At 64.9% G+C, this 16747-nt stretch carries 13 protein-coding genes and 2 tRNA genes; 4 read left to right on the top strand and 11 right to left on the bottom strand.

What is annotated here, in order from left to right; genetic code table 11:
* Positions 1 to 2 precede the first annotated feature (2 nt).
* The 4 genes from BMIN_RS01835 to gltX form a co-directional block, all read right to left on the bottom strand.
* Complete coding sequence (locus BMIN_RS01835) at positions 3 to 1478, bottom strand: metallophosphoesterase family protein (protein WP_026647483.1); 1476 nt, start codon at positions 1476 to 1478, stop codon at positions 3 to 5.
* 209 nt (positions 1479 to 1687) lie between these two features.
* A tRNA-Gln gene (locus BMIN_RS01830) sits at positions 1688 to 1762 on the bottom strand.
* Positions 1763 to 1795: 33 nt separating this feature from the next.
* A tRNA-Glu gene (locus BMIN_RS01825) sits at positions 1796 to 1868 on the bottom strand.
* A 295-nt stretch (positions 1869 to 2163) separates the two neighbouring features.
* On the bottom strand, positions 2164 to 3756 hold the full coding sequence (gene gltX, locus BMIN_RS01820) for a glutamate--tRNA ligase (RefSeq protein WP_022861244.1): 1593 nt from the start codon (positions 3754 to 3756) through the stop codon (positions 2164 to 2166).
* A 298-nt stretch (positions 3757 to 4054) separates the two neighbouring features.
* On the opposite strand from gltX, the gene BMIN_RS01815 reads away from it, so the two are divergent.
* Together BMIN_RS01815 and BMIN_RS01810 are read left to right on the top strand one after the other, a co-directional pair.
* Entirely contained in the window at positions 4055 to 5092 is a 1038-nt protein-coding gene (locus BMIN_RS01815) for an ABC transporter substrate-binding protein (protein ID WP_033395537.1), read from the top strand.
* On the top strand, positions 5089 to 5946 hold the full coding sequence (locus BMIN_RS01810; protein ID WP_022861242.1) for an ABC transporter permease: 858 nt from the start codon (positions 5089 to 5091) through the stop codon (positions 5944 to 5946). The genes BMIN_RS01815 and BMIN_RS01810 overlap by 4 nt, the downstream gene beginning before the upstream one ends.
* Here the strand turns inward: BMIN_RS01810 and BMIN_RS01805 are convergent.
* Together BMIN_RS01805 and BMIN_RS01800 are read right to left on the bottom strand one after the other, a co-directional pair.
* A complete protein-coding gene (locus BMIN_RS01805; protein WP_022861241.1) occupies positions 5925 to 6830 on the bottom strand; it encodes a hypothetical protein in 906 nt (301 codons plus the stop codon). The two genes, BMIN_RS01810 and BMIN_RS01805, sit on opposite strands and share 22 nt — an antisense overlap.
* A gap of 203 nt (positions 6831 to 7033) precedes the next feature.
* The gene (locus tag BMIN_RS01800) at positions 7034 to 7693 is read right to left on the bottom strand and encodes a histidine phosphatase family protein (RefSeq protein ID WP_022861240.1); all 660 of its coding nucleotides are present in this window, start codon (positions 7691 to 7693) and stop codon (positions 7034 to 7036) included.
* A gap of 278 nt (positions 7694 to 7971) precedes the next feature.
* Here BMIN_RS01800 and BMIN_RS01795 point away from each other — a divergent pair, with 278 nt between their 5' ends.
* A complete protein-coding gene (locus tag BMIN_RS01795; protein WP_022861239.1) occupies positions 7972 to 9345 on the top strand; it encodes an MFS transporter in 1374 nt (457 codons plus the stop codon).
* 218 nt (positions 9346 to 9563) lie between these two features.
* Here BMIN_RS01795 and BMIN_RS01785 read toward each other — a convergent pair whose 3' ends face one another.
* Positions 9564 to 10124, bottom strand: a complete 561-nt coding sequence (locus BMIN_RS01785; RefSeq protein ID WP_022861237.1) for a GtrA family protein — start codon at positions 10122 to 10124, stop codon at positions 9564 to 9566.
* 262 nt (positions 10125 to 10386) lie between these two features.
* Here BMIN_RS01785 and BMIN_RS01780 point away from each other — a divergent pair, with 262 nt between their 5' ends.
* Positions 10387 to 10734 (top strand): phenylpyruvate tautomerase MIF-related protein, encoded by a 348-nt coding sequence (locus BMIN_RS01780; RefSeq protein ID WP_022861236.1) that lies wholly within the window; start codon positions 10387 to 10389, stop codon positions 10732 to 10734.
* Positions 10735 to 10879: 145 nt separating this feature from the next.
* On the opposite strand, the gene BMIN_RS01775 is transcribed toward BMIN_RS01780, so the two are convergent.
* From BMIN_RS01775 to ptsP, 4 genes are all read right to left on the bottom strand, one after another.
* Positions 10880 to 12400: a formate--tetrahydrofolate ligase gene (locus BMIN_RS01775; RefSeq protein ID WP_026647479.1), complete on the bottom strand. Its 1521-nt coding sequence runs from the start codon at positions 12398 to 12400 to the stop codon at positions 10880 to 10882.
* A 161-nt stretch (positions 12401 to 12561) separates the two neighbouring features.
* Positions 12562 to 14082 carry a C69 family dipeptidase gene (locus BMIN_RS01770; RefSeq protein ID WP_022861234.1) on the bottom strand — a complete coding sequence of 507 codons (1521 nt, stop codon included), beginning with the start codon at positions 14080 to 14082 and terminating at the stop codon, positions 12562 to 12564.
* A gap of 247 nt (positions 14083 to 14329) precedes the next feature.
* Entirely contained in the window at positions 14330 to 14881 is a 552-nt protein-coding gene (locus tag BMIN_RS01765; RefSeq protein WP_022861233.1) for a YbhB/YbcL family Raf kinase inhibitor-like protein, read from the bottom strand.
* Between the two features lie 138 nt (positions 14882 to 15019).
* Entirely contained in the window at positions 15020 to 16669 is a 1650-nt protein-coding gene (ptsP, locus tag BMIN_RS01760; protein WP_026647478.1) for a phosphoenolpyruvate--protein phosphotransferase, read from the bottom strand.
* Positions 16670 to 16747 lie beyond the last annotated feature (78 nt).

Genomic DNA, 16747 nt, shown 5'->3' with positions numbered 1-16747 from the left:
CATCAGACCAGACCCAGAGCCCGAAGCACCCGCGCCAGCCTCCCCGGCCGATGCAGAAGATCGATCGTCTCGCCGCCCGACGCCCTGACGTCGTTCAGGGCATAGGTGTAGGTCTTCTTCGTCGAGGACGGCTTGCCCACCAGATCGCCGAAGCTCAGCAGCTGGGTCCGCGGATGATGGGGATGGCGAATGTCGAACTCGACAAGCCGCACCGCCACCTGGGACGGGGCCGGCCCATAGGAGTCGAACCCGCCCGTCGGCGTGGCCATAAGCGTCACCCCGGCGACATCGCCGACGAATCCGTTGCGGTGGTCATGCCCGCAGGCCATCGCAAAGCAGGAACCATCCGCCGTCATCGCCTCGAACTCACCGGCATCCACATCGGGACAGCTGATGCCCTCGCCCAGATAGCCACCCGGAAGCGTCAGCGACGAGTCCAGGACATAATGACGTCCCGCGAAGGCCCGATACCCCTCGATGGCGCCGTCCGCGGTCGACGGGACCTCCCTGAGAAGGCGGTAGTACTGGGGAACGGCCATATGCTGGAAAACCATCGAGGGCGCACCCAGAAGCCCGCGTGATCGGGCGATGAAGTCCACCGCATCCGCACTGGGCGATCCATAGCCTCCGGAGCGCGCGTAGTCGCCGGAATCCACGATCAGCAGGCCCATCACCGCATGATCCCGCGTGACGTCATGCACGGGGAGCGCGAAGGTCCCCGGAGCGTGCGGGTAGACCCGTTGACCGGGCAGCCACGACGACTCGGGGCAGAACACTGCGGCGTCCGACACGCCCGCCACATCACCATCCGCACGGACACGGCGCTCCTCCGCTCCTTCATCCGCGGCCTGGCCGTCGCCAGCCGTCCGGTCATGGGAGGGGGGATTCACGCATCCCGGAAAGCCTCTGTAGATCTCATCGAGCTGGGCGTTGTCCAGCCCGCACTGACAGTCATGGTTGCCGTAGGTCACCGCCCATGGGACGCCGGAGTCCACGACGGGCGCAAGAAACTGTCCGATGGTCGACGTGACCATGTCGCGCGTTCGCTCGGCCGCACGGACGGACGCCGGGCCCGAGACCCTGCCGCGCGACCAGCCCGAAGACCATCGACGCTTGCGGAACGTGGCCTCGAAAACCTCGTCGTACCCCGCTATCTGGTTTCCCGTGAAAACGACGATATCGGGACGCGCCGAGGCGATGGCCTCCGACAGAAGGCGGACGGTGTCCCCGGACACCGACGCGCCCGACTGGATGTCGGCGACCTGAAGAACACGGAATTTGCCGGACTCATGGAATTGCAGGCACCCCAGACGGGCGGAGATGGACACGGGACGGCGGCCACTCCCCTCCACCACGTTCGCCTCCACCACGTTCGCCTCCACCGAGTTCGTCTCCACCGAGTTCCCCTCCACTTTGGAGCCGGTGCGATTCCGGGGATGCGACGACAACGCGTGAACGGTTCGTTGCGACTCACTCATATCGTTCAACAGTACCCCAGCGCACCCACGGCCCCGGGATTCCGGGGCGGTTGACGTCAGCCCGACCGAATCCCCGCGGGGTCCGCCTTATGGCGCATTCCGTGGCACGGACACGGGGACACAGGGACAGATGCATACCTGCGATGCATACCGGGCCTGCGACCCATACGACAAGACCCCGGAACCGTCCGGTCCCGGGGTCTTGCTTCTGGCTGGGATGCCTGGACTCGAACCAAGAATGGCTGAACCAGAATCAGCTGTGTTGCCAATTACACCACATCCCAATTGGCGTCGTAACCGCTTGGGCTACCGCGTCGTACCCCCAACCGGATTTGAACCGGTGTTGGCGCCGTGAGAGGGCGTAGTCCTAGACCGCTAGACGATGGGGGCATTCACTTATACGCTGCCTTTACAGACAACAGATGAAGATACTATCTGTAGGACACACACGGCGCAAATCGGCGTGTCGTTGGCAGAACCGGACGATCCCTCCCCCAGCCTGTCCTCCGGGGCCAGTTCTTCGGAGTTCATCCGAGAAGCTCATCCCCGGAGTTCACGCGGGGGAACGCCCGGGCCGACCGCCGTCGCGCACGATCACGCGGCGACGGCATCACGATCCGTCATGGAGCGACGGCCGACGCTCCGCAACCGTGATTCCCCTCATACGGCACGCGGACGCGCACCGTCACAGATGCTCGCGCAGGCCACGCAGACGGGCGACGGTGACGTCTTTGCCGACGATCTCCATCGATTCGAACAACGGCGGAGATACGCGACGTCCCGACAGGGCCACGCGCACCGGGCCGAAGGCCTGCCGCGGCTTGTATCCCATCCCTTCCAGAAGCGCCGCATTAAGCGTCTCATGCAGATTCTCCGCCGTCCACGCGCCCTCGTCGACGCCTTCCAACGCCGCAACGGCACGGTCGAGGACATCCTCGGACGACCCCTTCAGCTGCTTGCGCGCGTCATCATCGGGCTCGATGTAGCCATCCCGGCTCAGCAGGCTCGCGACCATGGCGGAGACCTCGCCCAGAAGGCGCACGCGGGGCTGGACCAGGGGGGCTGCGGCCGTGAGCACCGCGCGCTCGCGATCGGTCAGGGCGTCCCAGGAATCAGCGGACACGACGCCGTCACGACGGAGATAGGGGACCGAACGGTTCAGGAAGTCCTGCGGCTCGAGCATCCGGACATGCTCGGCGTTGATGGAGACGGCCTTGTCGATGTCGAAATGCGCGGGATTGGCCTTCACGTCGCGAACGTCGAAGCTCTCGACCATCTCGCGCATGGAGAACACGTCGCGATCCGGGCCGATGGACCATCCCAGAAGCGCCAGATAGTTGAGCAGCCCCTCCGGGATGAAGCCGTTCTCGCGATGGAGGAAAAGATTGGACTCGGGATCGCGCTTCGACAGCTTCTTCTTGCCCGCCCCCATGACATAGGGCATATGGCCGAACAGCGGCATCTCCCTGGCGATGCCGAGCTCCATCAGATACCGGTACAGGACGATCTGGCGCGGCGTGGAGCTCAGCAGGTCCTCGCCCCTCAGCACCACGTTGATGCCCATCATCGCGTCGTCGACGGGATTCGTCAGGGTGTAGAGGGCATCGCCGTTGGGCCTCACGATCACATAGTCGGGAACGCTGCCCGCCTTGAAATCGATATGGCCGCGGATGAGATCGTCGAACGCGACGTCCTCCTCGGGCATGCGGATCCTCAGCGCGGGCCGGCGTCCCTGGGCGCGGAAGGCGTCCTTCTGCTCCTGCGTGAGATTCCGGTCGAATCCGTCATATCCAAAGGCCTTGGGGCGTCCCGCGGCGACGTTGCGCGCCTCGATCTCATCGGGAGTGGAATAGGACTCATAGGCGTATCCGGCCTCAAGAAGTCTGCGCGCCACATCCCGATATATCTCCGTGCGCTCGGACTGCCGGTAGGGTCCGTTGGGGCCTCCGACCTCGATACCCTCGTCCCAATCGAGATGCAGCCACCGCAACGCCTCGAGGATCTGGTTGTAGCTCTCCTCGGAATCCCTCTGCGCGTCGGTGTCCTCGATGCGGAACACGAAGACGCCATGCGTGTGGCGGGCCTCGGCCCAGTTGAACAGAGCCGTGCGCACCATGCCCACATGGGGGGTGCCGGTCGGCGAAGGGCAGAAGCGCACGCGCACATGCTCGGGAAGGGCGGGCCGTCCCGGATGGTCGCCGTCGGCGGCTCGACCGGCGCCGGTGGATGCGGAATGATCCCCCGCCATCAGGGGGCTGTCATTGGCGATATCAGTCATGCGCCCCATTGTGCCCCGCAAGTCGGACGTGGGAATCCGCGCGCCATCCCATCATGCCCGTATCCGTATATACTGATATCCGTTCGCGCGGTTGGTGGCAGCAACCGTGCCCATCTCACGATTCCGTTCGACCCCGGACCATGGGGTCCGGTTCGGTGCGACGCGCGGGCTCCTCACCTTCCCGAACGCCGGCATCGGGCAGTGGTCACGCCATCAGGCGTGGAAGGCAAGGTGATTCCGTATGCTCGGCAATAGCTCCGTCCGCGCATTCGCAACCCGTACGACCCGGCTGTTCCGCATGGCCGCGGCCACGACGTCGGCCATCGCGCTGCTGGCGGCCACCGCCGCCTGTGGATCGGCCGCCTCGAACTCATCGGACGGCACTCCCACCGTGACGTTCATGCTCGATTGGACGCCCAACACCAACCACGTGGGTCTGTACGTCGCCCAGAAACTGGGGTATTTCAAGGACGCCGGCATCAACGTCACCATCCTCCCGACAGCGCAGGCGGGGGCCGAGACGAGCGTCGAGAACGGCGTCGCGAACGTGGGGTTCACCACGCTGAGCAACGTCGCCGCGTTCAACGCCCAGGGCGCCGATCTGAAGTTCGTCTTCGATCTGACGCAGAAACCCGTGGCTCGGTGGTGCGCGCTCGCCTCACGAACCGACATCAAGACGCCCAAGGATCTCTCGGGGAAGACCTTCGTCAGCTTCGGATCGGCCGAGCAGAGCGCCGTCGTAAAGCAGATGATCAAATACGCCGGAGGCACCGGCACCTTCTCGACCGCGACCACGGGGACCAACACCTTCGAGACGCTCACCAGCGGGAAGGGTGATTTCGGCGGCTTCTACGTGACCTGGGAGAACGTCCAAAGCGAACTCAACGGGCCCAAACTGCACTGCTTCGTCGCATCCGACTGGGGCGTCCCCGGCAACCCCGACCAGCTGGGCTACGCGGTCAAGGCCTCATGGGCCAAAGATGCCTCGCATGCCGCGGCGCTGCGCAAGTTCATCCACGCCGCGCAGCGTGGATACGACTACGCGCTGAAGAATCCCGACAAGGCCGCCGACATCCTCGTCGACCAGACGCCCACCGCCCAGCTTGACTCCAAACTCGCGCGACGGTCCATGGAGGAGATATCCTCGGGCCATTACTGGACCACGACGGATCCCACGGCGGTTCCCGGAACGACCGACCTCAAGCAGGCCCAGGCCTATCTGGACTTCCAGTTCGCGGCCGGGACGTACACGAACGCCGACGGGAAAACCGCCAAAACCGCGCCACAGGCGTCGGAGCTCTCCACCGGCAAGTACCTCTCCGCAACGAACGCATGACTCGTGAACGCATGACCCGCACGACAGGCACGGCACGCCCCCGGCCGCATCCACGGCGTCGAACCACCGCCCGCAGGGCGACGGCGGCCGCACTGCCCGCGGTCATCGGCGCCATCGCGGTCATCGTCGTCTGGCAGATCCTCGTCGACGTCCTCCACGTCTCATCACGCGTGATCTCGTCGCCAACGCAGATCGTGCGGTCCATGATCGACACCTGGCCGCAGCTGATGTCCGCCACGCGGGTCACGGCGTTCGAGGCGGTCACCGGATTCCTCATCGCCATCATCGCGGGGGTGATGATGGGAGTGGGGCTCTATCTGTCATCCACGCTGTACCACATGATGTATCCCGCGCTTGTGGCCGCGCAGACCATCCCCCTCATCGCCATCGCGCCACTGTTCATGATCTGGTTCGGTTTCGAGGCGACCGGAAAGATAGTTCTCGTGGCGGTACTGGGCCTGTTCCCCATCGCCGTGCAGACATGCCGGGGCCTTCTCGCGGTTCCGCATTTCTATGAGGACGTGGCCCTCACCTGCGGAGCGACACGCCCCTGGACGTTGTGGCACGTCACGCTGGTCGTCGCCGGACGACAGATCTTCGGGGGGATCCGCATCTCCGCCGCCTATGTGTACGGGACGGCGGTCACCGCGGAATACCTCGGAGCCGTGAACGGTCTGGGCATCTGGCTTCAGGCGGCGTTCAACTCGTTCCGCACGCCGCCGATATTCTCCGCCACGATCGTCATCATCGCATTGACCGGGCTTCTTCTCGCCGCGGTGTCGATCGCCGAACGACTGGTTCTCGGGCCGTCCGACGAAAGCTCCGACATGAACTACGACTCGGCCGCCGACTGAGACCCCTGCGACGACGAGAACCGGTCGTTCAGCTCCTCGCGGCGGCGCCTCTCGTCGTCCTCCTTCGCCTTCCGCTCCGCCTCGTCCGGATCCCAGAGGATATCGCCACGATGACGGTCCCATTCACGCCCGGCGCAATCCGCGAACAACCGCACGACCGCGTCGTCTCCACCCTCCGAATCCGCGGAAGCCCGCGCGGCGACCATGGACTCCACATCCTTGACGTCGACGAAGACGCGGCCGATCGCCACCCTCTCGCACAGCTCATTCACATAGGGAAGCAGAGGCGCCACCCCCCGCACGGAGAACGCCGGACCGCCATCGCTCGTGGCGGAATGGTCCAGCACTCCCAGAAGCCCGTCGAAGGCCACCGCGACCAGTCCCAGACGCTGTGATATGGACTCGGCATCCGCGGCCTGCCGCGGCTGCGCGAGTCCAGGATCATGCGCGATGGTCTCAATCGCGTCGAAGGCGCGGGACATCGCCATGACGGCGTCATCGTCCCACTCGGCGCCGCAAGCGGCGGCCCCGCGCATCACCACGGCGATGTCGCCGTTCTGCGAATACGTGGACATCGCATCGTACGCGTCGTTGGCTGACATAAGCGCCCGGACGAGGACGTCGGGCCTGCCCGGGATGGAGTCGGCGCCCTCGTAGATGAACTCGGCGTCCGCCATGGCCACATCGGAACCCGACATGATGGCCGCCATCACCCTCGTGACGCGCACCTGCAAAGTCTCGCCATACCGAGCGTCATTGGACAGCATCTTCGGGTCGGTCAACGGCCACATCCCCACAAGACGCGCACCCCGTTCCGCCGCCTCACGCACCGCCGGCATCATCGCCGCCGACGCGATCCGCGCATCGTCGATCATCCACGCCATATCAGCTCCTTCGCCCCATACGGTCACGCGGCTCCCCGCCGGAAGCCTCCATACACCACTCTAGGCTCCCACGGGCCGCCGCCGTCACACGCCAACACGTCGTCACCCCGCGATCCGCCACGTCACGCCGTCACGTCACGATCCGTCGCATCAGGAACCGCCGCATCGGCCGCGATGCGACGCGATGGATGCAGCCGGACGTCTCAGCGAATGTGGGCTGCGGGATCCACATAAGTGATCGACATCACCCCGCCCGTCTCATCGTCGATGGTGATGGAGGTCACCGAGGCCAGCGCCGCATGCCTCAAAAGCATATTGTGCTCCGGGTGTCCGGTCTCGAGATAATGCCGGAAGGACCAGATGGGCGATTCGTGGCTGACGACCACGACCTGCTCATCGGGATGACGTCTGATGACGTCCCGCGAGAAATCGGCCATGCGCGAGGCGATGTGGCGATAGCTCTCGCCCCAGGTGGGCGTCCACAGATTGCGAACCAGACGAAGATTGCGCGGGCGCCACAACGCGCCCTGACCATGCCCGATACGCATGCCTCGGAACTCGTTCCCCGCCTCGATGACGCGTTCGTCGAGACGCATCGACAAGGGCTCCTGTCCCGCCGACGACCGGCGTGCGTTCACCGCCCTCAGAATCTCGTCCGCCGTCTGCCGGGTCCGTTCCAACGGCGACGAATACACCGCGCGGATATCCGACGTCTGAGGATTGGACGCGAGGTAGCGGGCCGTGGCACGCGCCATGCGCACGCCCCTGTCCGACAGATGGAACCCCGGGAGACGCTCATAGAGAACGTGATCGGGATTGTGAACCTCCCCATGCCGCACGAAGTGGATGGTGGTTGCCGTCATGCGTTCGCCTTTCCGTTGGGTGCGAATCCTCCACCAATCTACCGCGTGTCGTGGTCGAGGCCTGTATAGAGTGACCTCGCCTCCACCCATGAGGCCCGTGATTCCCGAATCCGGCGCATCCGAATTCCAGTCCGCGACGAGCGACACCGCGCGGGCGGCCACCGCCCGCAACACACCTTCGGGCACCACCGCAACACCCGCCGAACCCACCACGAACCCGTGCACGACGCCGCGAGAAAAACAAAAGGAGAGGGGAAGGGGAAGGAAAGGACGCTACCATGGCGCACGCAGCAACACGCACCATCAGACAGCTTGGATCCCGCGTATTCGGAGGATACGCCGAGCTCCTCCGCATTCCGCACACCGCGCGCTTCGCGGTCGGCGCGGTTATCGCCTGCATGCCCTTCCCGATGGTGGGCATGACGATCACGATCTCCGTGCAGCACTACTACGGCAACTACACCCTCGCGGGAGCCCTCACGGCCATCCAGGCGGTGTCGTTGGCGGTGGTTGGGCCGCTTCTGGGACGGCTCGTGGATAGATTCGGCCAGCGGCAGGTGTCCATTCCGACCATCATCATCTGGATGATCGCGGCGTTCTCGCTGTCCGCGTGCATCAGCGCGCGGGCACCGGAGTGGATCCTGTTCTGCATCACGCCGTTTCTGGCGGCCATCCCCCCATGGGGCGCGATGAGCCGCGGCCGGTGGACGCATCTCCTCGCGGGGGACCGCATCCGCACCGACCGCGCCCTGTCGCTGTCCGGCGTGCTCGATGAATGCATGTGGATCATCGGCAATCCTCTGTCATCGACGCTCGCCGTGATCTCGGGAACGCTGGCCTTCTCCGTCACGGGACTCTGCGTCCTCACCGGATCCCTGATGTTCCTCACCGAGCTATCGACGGAACCGCCCTCGCAGACCCAGCTCGCCCGCCGAGCCGGGCTGACGCGCGCGGAATACCGCGAGCACGAGGCGCGGCGGGCGGCGGCGATCCAACGCGACGCCGGCACCTTGCCGTCTGCCATCGATTCGCGTGACGGCTCCGCGTCCGCACCCCGCACCTCCATCTGGGGGCCGGGCCTCATCGCCGTGTGCGCGACCTGGTTCGGTCTGGGCGCCTTCCAATCAGCAGCCAGCATCTCCATCATCGCCTTCGCCACCGAGCAGAACATGAAGCAGTACACCGGTTTCGTCTTCGCCTGCTTCTCGTTCAGCTCGCTGATGGGAGCCATCGTCTACGGGGCCCGCAACTGGGTGACGCCACTGTGGAAGCGCTTTTACATATGCCTTGCCATGGTGAACATCGGCGTCGGATCGTTCATGTTCGCCCGCCACCTATGGGTCATTATGATCATCTATCTGATCATCGGCGTGGGCCAGGCACCGACGTGGATCAACGGGAACCAGCTGATGCTCCATCTGGTTCCGCCCAGCCGCTTCACCGAGGGAATGGCGTGGATGGGCGCCATGAACGCGATTGGAGGGTCTGCGGGATCGGCCGTCGCGGGGGTGTTCATCGACAGGATGGGATCGCACGGAGGGTTCCTGACGGTCACCATACTCGCGCTGGCCTCGCTGGCCATAGCGTTCACGGGGCTGCGGCAGATCAGGAACGGCACGGAGGCGCCGGTGCTCACCGAGGTCAAGGTCTGACACGATCAAAGACTGATCTGACGGTCAAAGACTGATCTGACGGTCAGGATCCGTCGCCATGCCACGCACGGCACGACACGCACGGCACGACACGACACGACACGACGACACGACGCTCAGTCTTTCGTTCGCCACGGTGTTCGTTCGTCCATCCACCGCGTTCACCCACTGGCTGGACGGTTTCCCGCATTCGCTGATGCCCGCGTCTTCCGCGGGCGTCAGCGAGGCCAACCACGAGGCGTATGGTCCAAGGACCACTCGCCGAGGCGGTGGGCGAAGCTCCTCTCCCACCGCTCATCCAGCTCCGGTTGGGTGAGGCGCCGGGAACGCGGTCGCAGCCTGTTGACCGCATCGGTCCTTTTGTCGTCAAGAAGCCATTTGCGGATCACGAAATTCCACACGGCGACCACCACGGCGGCGACGAGCTTGCCGATATTCGTGCGGATCCAATACTGCGAGTGCTGCGTGATCATCGCGTCATGGTTCATGCCGAATGTGCTCATCCAGATGATCGCGTCGTTGATGAACAGTCCGACGGCCGCGGAAATGAAGAAAATCGCCATCTCCATCCAGCGCGCCATATCCGATCTGTGGGTGAACACATATCTCATGCTCGCCACATAGTTGAACGCCAACGAGATGAGAAAGGATATGGAGCCGGCAAGCACATTGTGCATATGGAACAGACCGACCAGAAGGTTGAGGATTCCCATATCGATGACCAGCGCCACGACCCCGACGAGTCCGAACTTGATCAGCTGCGTTATCAGTGTCTTCACGTGAAGACATTGAACACGACTCACCTGACAGGACGCCGAAAGCCCCTGATGCGGCCGCGGCTGAAACGTGGATCCCGGCGCGGCGCGAACGCACTACGATGAAAAATGCCCGTCGCCATCCCGCCGATCCGTTTCGCGTTCCCCTCCCCGCGGCCCCAGCGGCCGCCAGCGAGCGGTACGGCAGCACAGGCGGGACGACGTCACGAGCATGGAGGCCCGCAGGGACATCCTGAGGGCGACCGACACGACAGAAGGAGTCCTTATGCCCGTCATCCACACACATGTCTCCGTCAGCACCACTCCCGCGCAGCGCGAGGCCCTCAAAACGGCCTATGGCACGGCGATAGCCGCCGTCCCCGGAAAGTCCGAGGGCTGGCTGATGTGCCCATTCGAGGACAACATGCCCATCTACTTCGGCGGAAGCGACGACAAACCCGCCGCCTATGTCGAGGTCAACGTCTTCGGATCCCACGTTCCGTCAAGCGCATGGGAGCGCCTGACCCACGACATCATGGCGGCGTTGGAGAAGGAGCTGGGAATCCCCGGTAACCGCACCTATATCCGATACACGGCGACGACGGATTGGGGATGGAACGGATCCAATTTCTGACGGATCCCGCTTTTCCCTCCGCCCGTTCTCTCTTCCGACGGAAGACCCCACCGGGAGACTCCAGCGGGAGCCCCCGGCGGGACTGAGACCCCAGCGGAAAAGCCATGCCGCCGGGAGCCGTGCATCAGACTCCAGAAGCCGTGTATCAGACGATCTTCGGCATCGGGGTGGTCAGCGACGTCGTGAGATTGACCTGGACCAGACCCGCCCCCGCATGCACCTCCACCTTCTTCAGGGTCACCGTGCGCGAATCCTCGGGGGCGGAATCGTCATCGGTCATCGTGGCGGGGGATTTGACGGCCACCAGAGCCAGATCGTCGATGTCGCGTCCGACCCCCTCGACCAGACGGGCGGCCGCCCTCAATGACTCCTCGAATCCCTCGCGCGGCCTGACGCGCTCCGGGGGAACCCCGTACGCGCTGCCCGCCACCCATGTGACGTCCTCGACCAGCGGCATGCCCTTGTGGCTGTCCGCATGGACGTCGCCCGCGGTGGAGGCCTCCAGCGCCTCCATGAAGCCGTCGAGCTGGGGGGCCAGCGCATCGCCTCCATCGCGGAAGAGATTGCCGATCACCGGCTCGCGGAATCCCAGGGCACGCGCGGCATCCCTCAGGGAATCGATCTGGTCGTCCTCGCCGCTCCACAGGTTCACTAGGGGGAACGTGGGAACGCCCAGCCCCTCAAGCCGACGCACATGGAACGGATAACGCCAGCTCAGCGTCGGATCGTCACGCCACGTTGTCGCCCGGGTCACCACGACAGCAGCCGACGGCCACTGGGCCCCGTACTCGCGGCAGGCGATGTCCAGCCATTTCTGTGCACCGGCATCCGTTCCATAGCCGGCCTCCACCACGACCACGTCATGCAGAGCGCAGGCCATCTCGACCGACACCAGCGTCGGGATGCCGATCGAGACGTTGGCGAAGGGACCGCCGTGAACATATACCGGGGAGCCGCCCAGAGTGCTTGTCTGCGCGGGCTTGACGGCATCGGACAGGATGGTGGTGATACGCCATAGATCGATGAAGTCGCCGAAGACGACGGGCCTGCCGTCCTTGGTCCCCGCGATCATGGCGGCGACCCGCGAGGATATCTCGTCCATCGAGCGCGACAGAACGACGATCTGCATCAACTCGCAGGTGGGCGTCAGAACGACGCGTTCGGGGACGTTCCCCTTGCCGCGGTCCACAGTGATCTGTCGCAGCGACCGCGACGGGACCTCGGACACGCGGGGGACAAGGATGTCGTCGAGCCGCCCCTCGTCCACCGCCTTCTCGGCGAACGAGACCAGAAGGTTCTGGGCCGCCGCGATGGCTCCCATCTCGCCGCACAGACCCCAGTCGACGAGCTCAGGATGGGTCAGGGAGGCCTTTCCGCCCCCGGATGCTCCGCCCTTGGACCCCGCCGCGGTGATGCCCATGCTGGGCTGCCGCAGAACGGCCGCCGCGTCGACGCCCCGCGACCGCAGCGCGTCGATGAGCGCGATGGTCGTGGTGGTCTTGCCTTCTCCGCGCGACGCCTTCAACGGCGTGTCGGCGGTGACGAGAACGACCTTGCCATGCTTGCGGGAAGCATCGGGATTGTCCGCCAGATACTTGAGGAACGCGAATGCGTCGATTTTCTTGACCGCGCCGTAGTCAGCGGTGAAACGATCGATAAGAGTCATGGTCTCCCTGCCTAGATGTGTCTGCCGCCGCCCGGCCATCGTCCATCGGCGTGGCCGGAACACCGTTCATCCTAGTGACCGGCCACGTCACGCCGATCGATCCTCTCACCAGTGGGACGAGGACCTCCGCAAACGCCCCGACTCGCACGGAATCCGTGCGCTCAGTGGTCGGAGCGGTTGAAGCCGTTGCGCATGCGCATGCTCGTCGTATACAGCACCTCGTCAAGCAGCGCGTCGGTCTGCTCGCGCAGCTCGTCGGCCATGCGCTGATTCGCCCGGGTGAGCAGATCCCTCACCCTCGCGTCATCGGCGGAAGCCGACTCCGACGCGTCCAATTCTGCATCGGTGTCGGCGACGAGCCGATGACCCAGCCCGCCCATGCGCTCCTGATACCGTTCGACGGAATTCGCCGTCTCGGCGAACCGTGCGTCACACAGGGCCGCGATGATGCGGTTCTCCCAATAGAGGTTCTCCGTGGTCACGCGCGTCGTGGTGTCAGCGAGATAGGAGGGGGTGGAATCGACGTTGGCGTAGAACGGGACGAGCGCATTGAAGGGATTCGAGCCGTAGGCCATCCACTGGATGGTCCTGCTGGATTCCGGACGGTAGGGGCGGATCTGCATCACGGCGAGCTGGCTCTGTCTGTTGATGCCGATGGGGCGCAGCATATGGCGCGTCGATTCGTCGCCCTGAACGCCGTACGGATCGAACGGGGTCCCCTGATAGTGCGAGCTGAGCACGTACTTCACGTCCTCGATGGTGATCCTGCGCTCAGGCTGTCGCGCCCAGGCGATGTCGTCGCTGTCCGGACGATGATCCGCCTCCGGCCCGTCCCACATCTCGTCGTAGGGGTTGAGGAACCGCTGCATGTACCACGCCCGCGGCGTGTTGTAGACATGATCGGAATCCGAATGGGAGCCGAAGGCGTCACGCGGATTGAATGGAGACGAGGACTCGACCGCCAGGTCCAGATGGTTGCTTTCGATGAACCCGACCAGATCGGATGAGCACATATGGGATTCTCGCTTCCCGAAGGCATCCTCAAGATCGAACTCGTCGATGCCTAGCTGGTTGGGCATGGTCACGTAGGAGTCGTCCGGCACGCGACGGGCGATCCAATGATGTCCGCCCACGGTCTCCAACCACCAGATCTCGTCGACGTCGCTGAAGGCCACGCCGTTCATCTCGTAGGTGCCGTAACGCTCCAGCAGAGCGCCCAGACGCTCGACTCCCTCGCGGGCCGAATGGATATACGGCAGAACTATGGTGAGGAAGTCCTCCTCGCCGATGCCACCGGCGACCTCGGGCCGGTATCCCTCCTCGCCCTCGACGCCGCGCGCGGGGCGGAACTCCACCAGCGGATCGGCCCCCAGCACCCGTTCGTTGGTGGTCAGCGTTTCGGTGGCGCTCATCGCCACCTGCGCGGAGTTGACCCCGGCCTCCCCCCACACGCCATCCTTGAGATCGGCGTTCGGCACCGACGTGTACCGCATCGGATCATCAGGGAGCTCGATGCTCAGATGCGCCAGGACGCTGTGGTAGACGCGCGGCTGATCCTGCGGCTGGACGACGACGAAGCGCTTGGGATTGAACTCGCCGTTCGCCGAATCCTCGTTCCGGGCGATGATGGTCGACCCGTCGTAGCTCGCGTCCCTGCCGACGAGAATCGTTGTGCATGCCATATGGTGTCACGTTTCCTTTCCCGCCGCGACCTATCGTCGTGACGGATCCTGACGGGCGCCTCAAGACGCCGCCTTCTGCTGGTTATCATCATTCCCGTTGTGCTGTGTGAGACACCACCGGGACACGTCATTGTGGAGGAAGGGACGCCGCCGTGGAGGGACGCCGCAGTGGAAGCGGCGTCGCTGCGAAAACGCCCTCGCATCCTCTTTCTCATGACTTGGACGGTCAACCGATCGCCCGGACGGTCTATCGCTCACCCACCAGCGCCAACCCTCCCTGATCCACCGGGCCACGGTGATCATGCAGCGCGTGATACAGCCCGTTGAGCCAGAATCCCTGCGAAAGACCCGGCAGCGGCTCCGCGGTCCCCCACACGTCAAGAAGGTACTCATGGTCGCGATCGGGGGGCTGAGGACCGTTGTATCGCATGGTCACCGCCGGATTGCCGCCGCCGATCAGGGAACCGCCGCGCGAGGTACGGCCCTGGCTCGCCTCGGGAATCATCGCGGTGAGGGTGCGGGAGAAATCAGCCGGGATGGACAGCGCATGGGAATCGTTGAAGTCGAACATCAACGCATCCACCGGCACGTTCGCCACACACCAATGGATCCATTCGAATCCGCAGACGGGAATGGAATCGGGATCGACGAACCGCCAATGTAGATAATGGGTCGTCGGCGCGAGATCGTCCACGTAGAAGGGGAAGGAGACGACGGGCACCCCGTCCACACGACTTTCCTCGGGGGCGCGCTTGGCATAGGCATCGGGGATGATGGTGAAATCCGCTGAGACTCTCATGCCTCCAGTATTCCACGGGTTTGATGCCCAAGGCATAACGGGCGGGGCGGCATGCGCCGGTCATGCCGCCATCACCTCGCCTCTATCGCCTCGCCATCATCATCACGTGCCGTCACCACGCGTCGTCACCACGCGGGGTCACCACGCGGGGTGGTAGAACTCCCCATCCAGCGCACGGGCGGCGATGTCGCGCGCCTCCTGAAGCGTGTGGCTGCGAAGCTCGGCTCGCACGTCATCCAGAGCCACGGGGGTCATCGACAGCGAGTTCACGCCGAGTCCCGCGAGAACCACCGCGAGGTCCGGATCCGCCGCGGCCTCGCCGCACACGCCCACCGGCATGCCGTTCGCGTTGCCCGCGTCGGCTATGAGCTTGATGGCGCGCAGCACTGCCGGATGCCACGCGGTCTGATAATTGGACACCGATCCCAGAGTGCGGTCCGCGGCCATGGTGTACTGCGTGAGGTCGTTGGTCCCGATGGACACGAAATCGGCGACCCTGGCCACCTTGTCGGCCATCAGCGCGATCGACGGAACCTCCGCCATGGCCCCGACGCGGCGAAGACCCTTGGACTTGCCGAGCCTGACGAAATAATCGGCCTCATGCTCGTCGGCGACCATCGGCGCCATCACCCACAGGTCGGCCTGCGTCCGGGAATCGGCCCTGGCCAGCGCCTCCAACTGATCCTCAAGAACCTGCATATGCGTGCGAAGCGTGCGAAGGCCACGCAGTCCCAAAGCCGGATTCGGCTCGTCTTCGGGCGTCAGGAAGGGCAGCGGTTTGTCCGCCCCCGCATCCAGCATCCGGATGACGACCTTGCGGCCCGGGAAACGCGACAGAAGACGCGTGTAGGCCTCCGTCTGCTCGTCGACGGTGGGAGGCTCCTCATTGCCGATGAACAGGAACTCCGTACGGAAGAGCCCGACACCCTCTGCTCCGTACTCCAAAGCCGCATCGGCGTCCTCGGGCTTGCCGACGTTGGCGAGAAGGGGAATGGTCGTCCCGTCCTTCAGGCAGCCGGGCTGTCCTCTGAGCTCCTTGGCCTTCGCCGCCTGAGCCTTCGCCGCCTGAGCCTCGCGGATCTCATCGGGTGACGGGTCGACCGTGATGCTGCCGTGCGCCGCGTCGACGACGACCATATCCCCGGTCGACAGCGACTCGGCCTCCTGCGCGGAGACGACGGCGACGATGCCGCGCGCCCTGGCGAGGATGGCGGTGTGGCTGGTGGGTCCCCCCTGGATGGTGATGATCCCATGCACCTTGCCCAGATCCAACGCCGCGGTATCGGCCGGCGACAGATCCTGGGCCACAAGGATGAAGGGCTTGTCGCTCGAAGGCACGCCGGGAGCCGGCACCCCGAGAAGGTCGGCGATAACCCGCTGACCCACGTCGTGCAGGTCACCGGCGCGTTCGGCCATATATCCCCCCAAGGCCGACAGCGTGTTCTCGAAACCCGCGAATCCCTCAAAAGTCGCGCGCGCCGCCGTTTTTCCCGATGCGATGAGCGACGATATCGACTCGACAAGCGCGGGATCCACGGCCATCTGGGCCAGCGCCTGAAGTATCGGAGCCGCCTTGCGTGCGCCCTCGTCGCCCTTCGCCGCAGCCGCCGCACGATCGTCGAGATCCTTCCTGACGGCGTCCAGCGACGTCTTCACGCGCGCGATTTCGGCGGCGGCCTCGACGGAGGCCGGACGGGCCTCATCGGCCGGCTCCGCCAGAGCCGGTGCCATGCGGATGACCGGTCCGACGGCGATCCCACGCCCAATGCCCACACCTGTGATAACCATGACGTCCTCCTTGCCGATCCGACCGCCACGATGGGCGGCCCCCTGGACTACGGGTTCCATCCTCGTTGAGGGAAACCC

Source organism: Bifidobacterium minimum (genome assembly GCF_000741645.1).
Lineage (GTDB): Bacteria > Actinomycetota > Actinomycetes > Actinomycetales > Bifidobacteriaceae > Bifidobacterium > Bifidobacterium minimum.
This window is presented reverse-complemented; position numbering and strand designations above follow the sequence as displayed.